Source organism: Gillisia sp. JM1 (assembly GCF_000424645.1).
GTDB lineage: Bacteria > Bacteroidota > Bacteroidia > Flavobacteriales > Flavobacteriaceae > Gillisia.
In genome coordinates, this window is the sequence record NZ_KE384218.1 from 1,503,079 (window position 1) to 1,517,493 (window position 14,415).

Annotated in this window: 10 protein-coding genes and 1 pseudogene; 9 read left to right on the forward strand and 2 right to left on the reverse strand. The window is 36.3% G+C overall.

Going from position 1 to position 14,415, the window contains the following annotated elements; all coding sequences use genetic code 11:
- Positions 1–159: 159 nt before the first annotated feature.
- The 3 genes from H033_RS0109960 (at position 160) to H033_RS19950 (ending at position 4,934) form a co-directional block, all read left to right on the forward strand.
- Positions 160–660 carry a gamma-glutamylcyclotransferase family protein gene (locus H033_RS0109960; RefSeq protein WP_026838192.1) on the forward strand — a complete coding sequence of 167 codons (501 nt, stop codon included), beginning with the start codon at positions 160–162 and terminating at the stop codon, positions 658–660.
- Between the two features lie 55 nt (positions 661–715).
- Entirely contained in the window at positions 716–3,265 is a 2,550-nt protein-coding gene (locus H033_RS0109965) for a TrlF family AAA-like ATPase (protein WP_026838193.1), read from the forward strand.
- Positions 3,266–3,467: 202 nt separating this feature from the next.
- Positions 3,468–4,934, forward strand: coding sequence for a M28 family peptidase (locus H033_RS19950; RefSeq protein WP_034886182.1), 1,467 nt, complete (start codon positions 3,468–3,470; stop codon positions 4,932–4,934).
- 279 nt (positions 4,935–5,213) lie between these two features.
- On the opposite strand, the gene H033_RS0109975 is transcribed toward H033_RS19950, so the two are convergent.
- Together H033_RS0109975 and H033_RS22490 are read right to left on the reverse strand one after the other, a co-directional pair.
- Positions 5,214–6,353, reverse strand: a complete 1,140-nt coding sequence (locus H033_RS0109975) for an IS91 family transposase (RefSeq protein ID WP_026838194.1) — start codon at positions 6,351–6,353, stop codon at positions 5,214–5,216.
- A pseudogene (locus tag H033_RS22490) lies at positions 6,353–6,962 on the reverse strand (tyrosine-type recombinase/integrase). Before H033_RS22490 ends, H033_RS0109975 begins: the two are co-directional and overlap by 1 nt.
- A gap of 624 nt (positions 6,963–7,586) precedes the next feature.
- On the opposite strand from H033_RS22490, the gene H033_RS0109985 reads away from it, so the two are divergent.
- The 6 genes from H033_RS0109985 to hsdR all read left to right on the forward strand — a co-directional run bounded on the left by H033_RS0109985 (position 7,587) and on the right by hsdR (position 14,397).
- Entirely contained in the window at positions 7,587–8,192 is a 606-nt protein-coding gene (locus H033_RS0109985; RefSeq protein ID WP_026838195.1) for a hypothetical protein, read from the forward strand.
- Positions 8,193–8,314: 122 nt separating this feature from the next.
- On the forward strand, positions 8,315–8,686 hold the full coding sequence (locus H033_RS0109990; RefSeq protein WP_026838196.1) for a hypothetical protein: 372 nt from the start codon (positions 8,315–8,317) through the stop codon (positions 8,684–8,686).
- Between the two features lie 29 nt (positions 8,687–8,715).
- A complete protein-coding gene (locus H033_RS0109995) occupies positions 8,716–10,170 on the forward strand; it encodes an N-6 DNA methylase (protein ID WP_026838197.1) in 1,455 nt (484 codons plus the stop codon).
- Positions 10,167–11,402, forward strand: a complete 1,236-nt coding sequence (locus H033_RS19960) for a restriction endonuclease subunit S (RefSeq protein ID WP_051227866.1) — start codon at positions 10,167–10,169, stop codon at positions 11,400–11,402. The genes H033_RS0109995 and H033_RS19960 overlap by 4 nt, the downstream gene beginning before the upstream one ends.
- Positions 11,399–12,007 (forward strand): hypothetical protein, encoded by a 609-nt coding sequence (locus tag H033_RS0110005; protein WP_026838198.1) that lies wholly within the window; start codon positions 11,399–11,401, stop codon positions 12,005–12,007. The genes H033_RS19960 and H033_RS0110005 overlap by 4 nt, the downstream gene beginning before the upstream one ends.
- On the forward strand, positions 12,007–14,397 hold the full coding sequence (gene hsdR / locus H033_RS0110010) for an EcoAI/FtnUII family type I restriction enzme subunit R (protein ID WP_026838199.1): 2,391 nt from the start codon (positions 12,007–12,009) through the stop codon (positions 14,395–14,397). Before H033_RS0110005 ends, hsdR begins: the two co-directional genes overlap by 1 nt.
- The last annotated feature ends 18 nt before the right edge of the window (positions 14,398–14,415 follow it).

Consider the following 14,415-nt stretch of genomic DNA (forward strand, 5'->3'; position numbering starts at 1 on the left):
AACATCGGTTAAGGCCAAATAGCGGGCATTCAGCTGAAAAGTGTTATTTTAGAGACCAACTAACAAACAACAAAGCCGACAAAGACGTGTCCCTATTCCACGCTACTTGGATTAATCAAGACCTTTAGCGGCAAGCTGAAAAACAAATGACAATCTAAAATGAAAATTTTCGCCTACGGATCAAATATGAACCTTAATAGATTAAAAAATAGAGTTTCTTCTGCCGTAAAAATATCTAATGGATTTATTGAAGGTTTCTCTTTGGAATGTTCAAAAGTGAGTATTGACAATTCTGGTAAGGCAACTCTTATCAGAACGGATAATAAAGAGGATTTAGTTTGGGGAGTATTGTTTGAAATAGACAATAAAGAAAAGCCTCACCTCGATAGAGCAGAAGGTTTAAATTTTGGATATGATGAATCAGTCATTGAAGTTAATGATGGAAAAGAATTTCATAAAGCACAAATTTATTTCGCTAACGATAAATCAATTGATGATGGGTTAAAACCATATAATTGGTACAAAGCTTTTATCACTGAAGGAGCAAAAGAGAATGGATTACCAATTGATTACATTAGAAAGTTAGAATCGTTAAAATCAGAACAGGATGAAAACGATGAAAGAAGGATAAAAAATGAAAATATTTTAAAAATTAAATAAAGTAAGCCATTAGTAACGTTTAGTGTAAGCTGAAAAAAAAACGAACTATGAAATTATGATAGGAAATGTATGGAGAAAGTGGGATTTACATTTCCACACACAAACATCATATGATTACCAAAAAAAAGGTATATCCGACCAAAAAATTATCGACACCCTTGTAGCTAATAATGTTGAAGTAATAGCCATAACAGACCATCACGTTATGGATGTTGAAAGAATTGTAAACCTTCAAGAATTAGGCAAAGGGAAAGTAACCGTGTTACCAGGAATTGAATTCAGAGCAGAACTTGGTGGTAGTGATTCAATTCATTTTATAGGTATCTTTTCTGAAAAGAGCGATATCGAAGATATTTGGATTAAACTACAATCTGCTTGTGGTATCACAAAAAAAGATATTCAAGACAAAGGTGGTGACCAATATATTCATTGTGACCTTAAAGATACTTGCCATTTAATAAATTCTTTGGGAGGTTTAGTAACGGTTCACGCAGGAGGTAAAGCAAATACTTTAGAGAACATTACTAATACTTTACCATACAAAATGGCTTTAAAAACAGATTTAGTTTTAAATCATATTGACATTTTAGAATTAGGTCAAGAGAAAGACCAAGAAGATTATAGGAACATTGTCTTTCCTGCAATCAAAGCTCAAATTCCAATGATTATTTGTTCTGACAATCATAACATAACAGATTATCAAGTCAAACAAAATCTTTGGATAAAATCAGAACCAACTTTTGAAGGTTTAAAACAAATATTATTTGAACCAGAATACAGAATACATATAGGTGCTAACGCTCCTATTCCTCCTCCAATTAGGATAAATAAAATTGTTTTAGATTTTCCAGCTGACTCAATGTTTGAGAATGAAAGTTTTTGCTTGTCGGGAAAGAATGAAATTAATTTAAGTCCAAATTTCACGTGCATTATTGGTGGACGTGGTGCAGGAAAAAGCACAATATTAAATTTGATTCACGAAAAATTAAAATCAGGTGAAAATCAATTCTTCGCAACCAAAAAAATCCGTGATGTAAATGGAAATATACTATCAATAGAGGATAGTGTTGATATAGACAATGATGCTGATGAAAAATACATTGAATTCTTAAGTCAAAATGAAATTGAAGATTTCGCACAAGACTATCATAAATTGACAAGTGCAGTTTATGGACGTATTCTTAAAAGAGATGAATTAGGACTTATCTCTAGTAAAGAAGAAGTTTTAAATCAATGCTTAACGGATTACAAAAAGCATATAATCAATATCAGACGAATTGAAACTTTAAAAGCAGAATTAGAACAAAAGAAGAAAGAACTAGCGACTAATAAAAAGCTTGTTGAATCATTTTCAAGTGAAGAATACAAAAGAATTAATGCCGAATTAAAAGAATTAACTGTAGAAATCAATCAACTTAAATCATCAACTGAAAAATATAATCAATTAGTTGTTGAGTTGTTAGACTTGCAAACAAAAAACAATCAAGTCGAGCCAAAAAATGAATATGCATTAGAAATAGACAAAATTGTTAAGGCATTAAAAGATATTACAGACTCTACTGCCATTATTGATTTTTCAGTATCAATATTGAAATTGTCCGAATTAGAAGCACAGCTAATTTTGAAAAAAGCGGAATTAAAAAAATACTTATCCGATAAGGGTCTTACTGAAGAAAATCTAAAAGATATTTCTAATGCAAACATCTTGATTAACTCTTTAGAAGTTGAGATTCAAAAAAGGGAAGATGATATAAGTGATTTGCAATTGGAAATTGATGGGTTTGATGAAAGCATTTCTATTGATGCAAGTTTGGATTACCAAACAGAAATTGAAACTCAAATCAAATCAATTAGTGAAATCCTTGAAAATGTAAAAAACACATCTGTAAAGCCTATTTCATTAAACTTCGACTTTGATAAAGTTGCTGCTAACGAAAAGATATTCAGCGATTTCAAAAGCTTGTTTGAAGGTCAAATTGCGAGAAGTAGTTATAAAAGCGACAATGTCTTAAAAGATATTTTGTTTTGTGTTTTACCAAAAGACATAACAACCAAAGAAGTGATTATTGAGGCTTTAAAAAGCTATTCAAGTGCTTCTAACGCTAAAGGATTTCTAATTGAATTATTCAGTTTAGATTCAAACTTTAAGGCATATAAGTTATTGTCGAAAATGACTTATCTAAATTATGTTGACTTTAAAATGGTCAAAGTACAATATGATGGCAGACCAATCGAAAAATCATCTTTTGGTCAAAGATGTACTGCTGTTTTGGTCATCTTATTATTATTAGGTAATAACCCAATAATAATTGATGAACCAGAAGCTCATCTTGACAGCCTTTTAATATCAAATTATCTTGTGGAAGTGATTAAAGACAGAAAGAGAAGTAGGCAAATTGTTTTTGCAACACACAATGCAAATTTTGTAGTTAATGGAGATGCTGAATTAATTCATATTTTGAGTATTGATGAAGCAAGTCAATCAACCGTAATCAAAAGTACAACCATTGAAAACGAAGAAACAAGAGAAACATTAATCGGACTTGAAGGGGGCTTTGAAGCTTTCAAAAAAAGAGAAAATAAATATCAATATCGAGTAAAGTAAAAAAAGCCAGCAGCTAACATCGTATAAAATTAACTGCTGGTTTTAGCTTACTTACGAAAGTCCTCGCGGATTTTCTATTCATTTTTTATTTACTAATTTAGTTGCTTAACCACGCAACTAATCATACACATCAAGTTACCAATAATTATAGACAATATAGTCTTTACGATATTTGACTTTACATTTTTAAATAATAAACCTTATGAACTCCAAGCATCTTCTTTTTATTATACTGTCCTTTATTTCCGACTTACTTTTTTCTCAAAGTACAGCACCTCAACTGAATAAAATTCAGCAGCAAGAGTTGAAAGATCAGTTATATGAATTGGCGGGTGACGACTTTAAGGGGAGAAGAGGCGGAGAACTTGGTGAAATGCGAGCTTCCGTTTATGTGGCTCAAAAAGCCATGGAAGCTGGGCTGAAGCCTGCCGGAGAAGATGGAACTTACTTTCAATTTTTTAATCTGAAGAGAGGCCGGACTGCCGACAGAAGTACTATTTATGTAAATGATAAATCACTAGATCTCTGGAAAGAGATGTGGCCCATCAATCTTGTAGATACTGCCTTAGAGGGCTCTGTAGTCTGGCTAGATGCTATGCCGGATAGTAAGACGGACCTGAAAGGTAAAATTGTAGCGATTAATATTATGCCCCCTACACCCATGACAGAAAACTGGGTAAGCCTCTGGCAATATCGTTATACCACTAGTGCTATCCGTCAGCAGGGAAGAGAGCTCCTAAGTCACGGTGTTGCTGCCATCATTTTTGTGGCTGATGAGACCGTCGAGTCGCTCATGTCCTTTACAGGATTTCATTATGAAGAAGGGAGTTATGGAATTGAAGGACTCGAATCGTCCAACACCGATACTGTCCCTATTATTTTGGCAAGCAAACATTTAGCGGATGCCTTTTCTAAAGGAGCTGCCTATTTCAAAGCAGATCTAAAAGTAGAGTATTTTGATTATCCGTCGGTGAATGTTATTGCCAAGGCAGAAGGCACTGACCCTAAACTGAAAAATGAATACGTGTTATTCAGCGGCCACCAGGACCACGACGGTGTTGGCCCCGCTGTTAATGGAGATCCCATCTGGAATGGTGCCGATGATAATGCTACTGTTACGGTGGCTATGCTGGCAATAGGGCGTGCATGGAGTTTGCAGCCGGCTAAACGGTCAGCCTTGTTTGTATGGCATGGTTCTGAGGAAAGGGGTTTATTAGGTTCGCGGTATTTTGTAAGCCACCCCACTGTTGAATTGTCATCTATCGCTGCGGTTTTAAATGGTGATATGATTGGTCGAAATGCACCAGATTATGCAGCGCTCTTGGGCGTAACAGAGCCTCACCTTAATTCATCTGAACTGGTCGCTATTACTTTAGCTGCCAATAAAAGCATTGCCAACTTCAAATTAGATACATCTTGGGACGCTGCGGATCACCCTGAGAATTGGTATTTCCGAAGTGATCATCTCCCGTATGCCGAAGCTAATGTGCCCGCCATCTTTTTCACCACCTTATTACATCCTGATTACCATACCCCTTTCGATAGCCCAGATAAAATTGACTATGAAAAACTCACTAAAATGACCAAGTGGATCTATGAAACCGGGTGGAGAGTAGCTGAAAGCGCTAAACGTCCTGCTCTTACCATTGAAGGGGAAAGTAAAAAATAACTAATGGTAATAACTAAGTATTCGGCTCGCCGATAGGCCAGAGCTGAATACTGTGTTGACGAATCCGGTTGATTTGCCGTCTATGGGTAAAACGATGAATTTAGGGAGGGATGGTTGGAAGTTGTGCTGTGATTGATGTGGTTAAAACATATAGAACTTACTTGTTTTCTAACATCCTCCGTAGTTTTTTAGTGGTTTAAATTGAAGATCTCTAGTTTTTATAGTTTAAATTTTAAAATTAAGGCACAGCAGAGCCAGTCCGCATTTGCAGAATAATTTTTAGTTACTTCTATTCAATTTCTTATCTTTTAGTAAAACTCTCCAATTTTCGGGTGGTCCACGATCATTGAACAGCAAAATCGTATGCAGTCTCCCTTTTTTACAAACAGGACATCGGCGGTGCAAAAGCGGCTGTATAGTTTTGACAGGTTCCATCTTTACTGTAGCCAGTTCGGTTTGTAGTTTTGGCAACTTCTCTTTTTTCCAACTGCTGCTCAAAATACCATAATGCCGTATTCGGGTAAATCCCTTGGGTAGAATATGCAGAGCAAAGCGCCTTATAAATTCCGCGCTCGATACCGTTAAATTGATTTTCTTGCCTGCACGACGATAATCTTTGGCAGTAAAGGTCACATTCCTGTTTTTACGGTCAATGCTAACAATCCGATGGTTGCTAATGGCTATTTTATGGGTATATCTGCCCAAGTATTCAATGACAAATTCTGGACTTCTAAAAGGTTGTTTTGCATAGACCACCCACTTTTTGCGGAATACCTCGTTGTAAACTTTTTGAGGAATTTTTAATTCGCTTTTTCTAAGTTCGGCGATATACTTTGCCCTGAACACTTGGCTCATGGATTTTACATTGAACAAGTAGTTGCCATTGTTCTTTGCCTTTTTCCATGTTCCTGATTTGCTCAAACCACCGCCCGGAACAATGCAATGCAAGTGCGGATGCAAACTCATATTTTGACCCCAGGTATGCAACACCGCAATCATGCCCATTCTACCGCCCAAGTGCTTGGGATTGTCTCCAAATTGCTGCAGGGTTTGCCAGGCAGCCCTGAACAAACTGCCGTACACTATTTTGCCATGGCTCAGAGCATAAATGTTAAACTCGCTTGGAAGGGTAAACACCACATGAAAGTAGGGAACGTTCAAAAGTTCGTCCTCTCGTGCCCTGATCCACTCTTCGCGTTTGTGTCCTTGACAGGTTGGGCAATGCCTATTCCTGCAACTGTTATAACTGATGTGCAACGCGTGGCAACAATCGCATTTGTCAATGTGTCCGCCCATAGCTTTGGTTCGGCACCTTCTTATGGCCTGCAAGGCACGGTAATGCCATGAGGTCAGGCTCAAGTTTTTGAGCTGTAGCTGTTCCATTTCTAAAATGTCAGCGACCGTATGTCGGGGACGCATTAGTCGTAGAGCTTGTCCAGTGGAGAGAACTTCGAACCACTGGGCAGATTGGCCACATGCAAATAGGTCAGCGTCATCTCAATATGCGCATGGCCCAAAAGTTCCTTTAGGCTGACAATGTCAACGCCGTATTCCAACAAATGCGTGGCAAAGGTGTGGCGTAACGTGTGGGCGGTAATCTTTTTGGAACTGCCGATCTTGCTTCGGTTCTCTTTGATTATCCAACGGATGCCATTGGTGGTCAACCCCCCGCGCTTCCCCATCTTTAGTAACCTGACTGTTGAAAAGATAGATTTGGGGATTTTCCGTTCTGATATACTTCTTTAGCCCTCTGGCTAAATATTTGCTCAAGGGAACATAACGGTCGATCTTGCCCTTTTTCTTGGGAATAAAAACCGTTCTGCGATCAAAATCGATGTCTGCCAATTTTAAGCCGCACAGTTCGTAGCTGCGAAGTCCACAGCCGTAAAGCATTCCAATAATCAAACGGTGTTTAAGGTACTTGGGGGCATTTAAAAGACGCTTGACTTCGTCTTGACTCAAGACCGTTGGAAGTTTTGAATCTCGTTTGATCTGCGGCAGGGCCACGCGCTTGGCCTCCATTCCCATAACTTTGTAGGCGGCCCTGAGGCCAAAAATGGTGTGTTTAAAGAAGCTTTCGGAAGGGGTCTTGTGAAGTTTTTGGCAATAATAAAGATAGTCCTCAATCTTTTCCACCGATAGCTTTTCTGGGCTTTCTTTAAAGTGCAAAGCAAGATGTGCCAGACATCGGAGGTAATTGTTTAGGGTGCTTTTGGCTTTGCCGTTAATGGAAAAGCTTTGCTCCAATTTGTTTTGAAGTGTACTGAAACCCGCTACCTCCTCAAAAGCGCGTTCAGCAATGGTTTTACTTTTTTTTAAACATGATATTAGATTTAAAATTTAGCTACAAATTAATAAATCTATTACATTTACAAAAACAACATCCGATCTGAAAGGTGCAGGAGGGCTTCCGACCGGTAGGGAGGATTCGTTCAACAATGGCTATAAGTAATTGCTTGTTCTCGCCTAATATTAAAAATCCTAGAGAATTTTCCGTTTAGTGTGTACTTGCAAAGTTTGGTGCTAACCCACGCAACTACTCATAGCCCAACCGTTGCCAGTATTCTAAAAAAATGCCTCGTCCTAAAATAGGTTGACCAAAAATTAAACACTTATTAAACCATCATAAACTTTCCTATTTTTAAATAAAAAATGGAAAAACTATCTATAAAACAAGCATTACTTGATTTATTAAGCGTTTCAGAACAACTTAGAAGAATACTTAATGATTTTCCGGAGTATAATATTATTTTGAATTTTTTGTTGGAGAAGGACTATTACAATGATCATGAAATTTCTATTCCTACATTTAAAAAGATTGAAGAGGAAACAGGTCTAAAGGCTCATACTGTCCGGAAGCAAGTTAAAGGGATGTATGATATTGTTTTTGCTTTTGATGAACAAACTTTAAGTTTTACCAAAGTTGAATATAATATTATGATTTCTTACATGGATCGACATTTTTGTTTTTCATTGAACCATCTTCCAATTATCCCTCGTGTCGGTGAAAACATTGATATTCCTTTTGCAAAAGCGGCATTGGGATTTCGATCTTTTTTTGTGGATAATATTTCTTACACATTCATTGGTGAGAAACAAATAGTAGATATTTTTTTATATGGAGGAGAATCTAATCAATATTTAAAAATGAGAAAAGATAAAGCTAGTGCACTGAAGCAATTACATCACAAAGAATTTTGGAAAATGAGTAATTATGATATGGAAAGGAAATTGTTGGAAAGGGAACTTGATTTGTAAGTTTCCCTAAATCGTACTATTATATTGAACGTAGTGAATAGGGAAGCAATTCCCGCTAATTTCTTTAGGATTTTTCTATATTTACTTTTCAAATCTGCCCCTACAGCATTCAAACCTATTGAATGAAAAATTTATTATTTTCACTTGGCTTTATTCTAATTGCAAGCACTTCTGTTTTTCCTCAAAGTACAAGCTGTGCAGAATTACTTAATTATGTGGAGAGTAATGGTAGATCTAAAGGATCTGTTAGTTCCTTATCCTTATATGATTCCTCTTGGTTAAGTGGAGTAAAGGCATATACAATTGAAGGTAATTTAGCTGTGGTTGCAACAATTACGAAAAATGAGTATGACATTTACGGCAAAAAATACGTCTTTTGTGGAATACCATCCTCAAATTGGGATGCATTCTATTATGGTACTTACGACTATGGACTATCTTATGGAGAGAGGTTTCATAAGTATATAATGGATTACGTGTGCGATTGCTATTAAATAAAATATAAAACACCCATACAAAATACATGTTCGAACAAACATTTAAAAATATAGACGACCTGCTTTACAAAGATTCAGGTGCAGACAGTGAACTAGATTATATAGGACAAACCTCATGGGTGATGTTCCTTAGGTATTTGGATGAACTAGAGCAAGATAAAGCAGATGAAGCTGCACTTAAAGGAGAAGATTACAAATACATTTTAGAAGAAGAATACCGTTGGCCTAAATGGGCAATGCCTAAGGGAGCAGATGGCAAACTAGACCATCATATAGCAATGACAGGTCCAGATTTGGTGCAATTTGTAGACAGTAAACTGTTTCCTTATTTAGCTGCTTTTAAGCAAAGTGCAGACCACGCACAAACTATAGAATATAAGATTGGGGAAATTTTCTCTGAGCTTAAAAACAAAATTCAAAGTGGTTATATTCTACGAGATATATTGGACTATGCAGATGAGTTGCCTTTCCGTTCTTCTACAGATAAACATGAGCTGAGTTCCCTATATGAAGAAAAGATTAAGAATATGGGGAATGCTGGTCGTAATGGTGGGCAATACTACACGCCAAGACCACTCATTAGAGCCATGATCCAAGTAATAGACCCTCAGATAGGAGAAAAGATTTATGATGGTGCTGCTGGCTCTTGTGGCTTCTTATGTGAGGCATACGAGTACATGTATGAGCGTATGGAACAAAATACAGGCAATCTCAAAACTTTACAAGAAGAAACCTTTTATGGTAAGGAGAAAAAGAACCTAGCCTATGTTATTGGAATCATGAATATGATCTTGCATGGGATAGAGGCTCCAAATATTATTCATACCAATACGCTGGGAGAAAATATTCGGGACATTCAGGAAAAAAACCGTTATCACGTAATTTTAGCCAATCCACCATTTGGAGGAAAAGAACGAAAAGAAGTTCAGCAGAATTTTGATATCAAGACAGGGGAGACCGCGTTCTTGTTTATGCAACACTTTATAAAGAGCTTAAAAACTGGAGGACGAGCAGCCATAGTTATTAAAAATACGGTATTAAGTAATACAGATAATGCTTCTGTAGCATTGAGAAAATTAATATTAGAAAGCTGTAACCTACATACCATTTTAGATATGCCGGCAGGTACTTTTTTGGGAGCAGGGGTGAAAACAGTAACCCTATTTTTCCAGAAAGGTGAGCCCACTAAGAAAATTTGGTATTACCAAATGGATCCCGGACGCAACATGGGTAAGACTAATCCTTTAAATGATAAGGATATGGCTTCGTTTGTGGAATTGCAAAAATCCAACCCAGAAACAGAGCAATCTTGGAATTTGGATGTAGCTAATATTGATGAAGCTACTTCTGATCTTAGCGTTAAAAATCCAAATATTCCTGAAGAAGCACCATTAAGAATCCCTGAAAATATTCTTGCTGAAATGGAAGCTCTAGATGCTGAAACCAATACTATTCTTCAATCTATTAAGAATTTGATATGAGAAAAGATTGGAAAGAAATAGAGATGGTAGATGCTTGTGAAGTTTTAACTTGTGGCGTTGCGTCTACTCCTAAGTATGTTGATGAAAGTGTCGGAGTGCCATTTCTGTCTGCACAAAATGTTAAAAATGGTGAAGTTGTACTTCATAAGTATAATTATATATCACAAGCGTTTCATGAACATTTAACTAAAAAAAACAAACCAAGAAAAGGAGATATATTATATTCAAGGGTAGGTGCAAAGTATGGTGAGGCAGGTGTTGTAGAGCATGATTTTGAGTTTAGTGTTTATGTAAGTGTTACTTTAATGCGACCAAAGGCTGAATTGTTTGACATCTATTATTTTAAGTATTATCTCAACTCTCCAAGGATTAAAAATTTAGCAAAAAAAAGCATCCAAAGTTCAGGTGTGCCAAATTTAAATGTCAAAGTTGTAAGAGGATTTCCAATCCCAATTCCTCCCCTTGCCGAACAAAAACAAATCGTAGAGATTTTAGATGAAGCCTTTGCAGCCATAGACCAAGCCAAAGCCAACATTGAAAAAAACATTCAAAACGCTAAAGAGCTATTTCAATCTAAACTCAGTGATATTTTTAGCCAGAAAGGAGCTGGTTGGGAGGAGAAGACTTTGGGAGAAGTTTGCAATCTGATAAAAAGAGGTATAGCACCTAAATATATAGAAGAGGTGGGACTAGTTGTAATTAATCAAAAATGTATTAGGGATCACAAAATTAATTTGGAGCGAGCTAGAAATCATAATTTAATTTTGAAAGCAGTGAACCCGGAAAGATTAATAAAACTTGGTGATGTACTTGTTAATTCCACAGGGACAGGAACTTTAGGCAGGGTTGCTCAAGTAAGAGAAAAAGCTCACGAGGGATGTACTGTTGATACCCATGTTACCATAGTAAGACCAATAGAAGGCTTATTTTTCAATGAATTTTTTGGATATGCATTAATAAAAATAGAGAAACAAATAACTGAGGGGGGAGATGGTGCGAGCGGACAGACGGAATTATCTCGTCTTAAACTAGAAAAAGAATTTAAAATCTGCTTTCCAACCGATCATAAGTTACAGAAGCAGTATGTGAATCAATTGGATTCTCTGAAAGTTAAAAGTCTGAAAATTCAAGACCAGTATCTAAGAAAATTGGAAAACTTAGAAGAGCTCAAAAAAGTCATTCTTCAAAAAGCCTTTAGCGGAGAATTAACTTATAAAATGGCTGAGGTATGAATATTGAAAATTTAGGAATCCCATTCGATCTTGGCTTACACGGACAGGTAAATCTAATTCGGTTTGTGAAAAATGCACCGATATTATTTTTAATTGATGAGAATCATAATAATTTGAATAACTGTATTGATCATAATATTCTGAATGCTAATATTCTAATTGAGAGAGCAAATGTTCAAATTATTGGAGTTGAGAGTTTAGCGGGAGGTAAAGATTGGGATCGAGAAACTGATAATTATTTTAAGGACGATTCAAATGATAAGTGGTATCAAAAACAAGTTAAAGAATTTAAAAGTACAACCCCAAAATTCTCAGATTCTATACGATTGAATTATTCTAATCTGGTATATGGTGTAGAAAGTTTAGGGATGCATGATAAATTATTTGAAGAGTCAGGTACAGAGGGTCAGAGGCATTGGTTACACATAGAACGCTCGAAACACTTTGTACAAACTTTGTTTGACAATTATATAAAACATGGTATGGATGGTAATTTGATTCTTAATTGTGGGAGTGAGCATAATTCTGATATTGAAGAATGGGTACTAGACAATTCCATTTCTGGGATTTATTCCTCCTATGTAAGAATAAATACGATAGAGTAATGAATGAAGCACAAACCAAACACGATCTTATAGAACCGGCATTACGAGAAGCTGGATGGGGTATAGTTGAGGGGAGTCGTTTGCGTTTGGAGTTTCCTATTACCAAAGGAAGATTAATTGGTCAAAATAAGCGTGCTACAGCACTTTTTGCAGATTATGTATTAGAATATAACAATCGTAGAATAGGGGTCGTAGAAGCAAAGAAAAGAGATGCCTATTATACACAAGGGGTAGGACAGGCAAAAGATTATGCAGAACGCTTAAATATAAGATATACCTATTCCACCAATGGCTTACATATCTATGGTGTAGATATGGAACAAGGTGCAGAAGGTGATGTTTCAAAATACCCTACTCCAGAAGAGTTATGGGAAATGACTTATCCTACACCTAAAGAAGAATATAAAGTAGAAATTGCCAATTGGAAGGAAAGGCTATTTGCTATCCCTTTTGAAGACAGAAGTGGTACCTGGCAACCAAGATACTATCAAGATAATGCAATTACAAAGACACTGGAGGCTGTTGCTAATAAAAAGGATAGAATCTTACTTACACTTGCAACAGGCACAGGTAAGACAGCTATTGCATTTCAGATAGCCTGGAAGTTGTTTCATGCAAAATGGAACTTGAGAAGGAATGGACAACGCAGTCCTAGAATCCTTTTTCTGGCAGATAGAAACATATTGGCAGATCAGGCCTTTAATGCCTTCAATTCTTTTGAAGAAGATGCTTTAGTACGTATAGCACCAGATGAAATTAGAAAGAAGGGAAGAGTGCCTAAAAACGGAAATATCTTTTTCACCATATTTCAAACTTTTATGTCCGGTCCAAATGATACTCCATATTTTGGAGATTACCCAAAGGACTTCTTCGATTTTATTATTATAGATGAGTGCCACAGAGGTGGTGCAAATGATGAAAGTAGTTGGAGAGATATTATGGAGCATTTTAGTCCGGCAGTGCAGTTAGGTTTAACTGCTACCCCAAAACGTGATGTAAATACAGATACCTATAAATATTTCGGAGATCCTGTATATATCTATTCTCTAAAGGAAGGGATTAATGATGGTTTTTTAACTCCTTTTAAAGTGAAGGAAATTAGTACCACCATAGATGAATATGAGTTTGCTGGAGATGATGATATAGAAGATGGAGAAATTGAACAAAACAAAAAGTATACAGAGGCAGATTTTAACCGAATTATAGAAATCAAGGAGAGGGAAGCTTACAGGGTGAAACTCTTTATGGATAGTATTAATCAAACTCAGAAAACCTTGGTTTTTTGCGCTACTCAAATTCATGCTGCTGCAATTCGGGATTTAATAAATCAATATTCATATAGCAAAACCCCTAATTATTGCCATAGAGTAACGGCAGATGATGGAGGAATAGGTGAAAAGCATTTAAGGGATTTTCAGGATAATGAAAAAAGCATTCCTACTGTGTTAACAACCTCTAGAAAATTAAGCACTGGCGTAGATGCTCCCGAGATAAGAAATATTGTCTTATTAAGGGAAGTGAAGTCTATGGTAGAATTTAAGCAAATTGTAGGTAGAGGAACCCGCTTGTTTGATGGTAAGGATTACTTCACGGTATTTGATTTTGTAAAGGCACACGAGCATTTTAAAGATCCCTCATGGGATGGAGAACCTATAGATCCAGTAGAGCCAAAAGAGCGGACAAAAAAGATATGTGATATATGTGGGGAAGCATCTTGTAATTGTGCGAGTGAACCTGAGCCAATTTGTATAGTTTGTGAAAACGACCCATGTGTTTGTGATACGCCACCTAAAAAAATGATTAAGATCAAGTTGTCAGATAATAAAGTGCGGCAATTTGATTCTATGGTAAAAACTTCATTTTGGAGTCCTACCGGAGTGCCAATATCAGCAGAAAATTTTATTAAACAATTATTTAGAGACTTGCCAACCTTTTTCAAAAGTGAAGATGAACTTAGGAAGCTTTGGAGTTTACCAAGCACCCGTAGGAAACTATTAGAAGAACTAAGTGAAAAAGGATACTCAAACGCACAACTGGACGATTTAAGAAAACTGGTTCATGGCGAGGATAGCGATTTATATGACGTATTAAATTATGTTGCTTATCATGTGGATCTGGTTCCACGTTTAGTGCGAGCAGCCAAAGCTAAAATTCATTTTAATGAATATAATCCGAAGCAGCAAGAGTTTCTAAATTTTGTACTTGATCAATATGTAAAGGAAGGAGTAGATGAACTTGACGGGGATAAATTGTCTCCCCTTTTGATTCTCAAATACAAAGCCATTGCAGATGCCAAACGGGAACTTGGTGATATCCCAAGTATTAGAAATGCATTTGTAGGGTTTCAGCAACATTTGTATGGGCAGGTGGTGAATAGTTCGATTAATTAATTATAAACCAAAATTAGA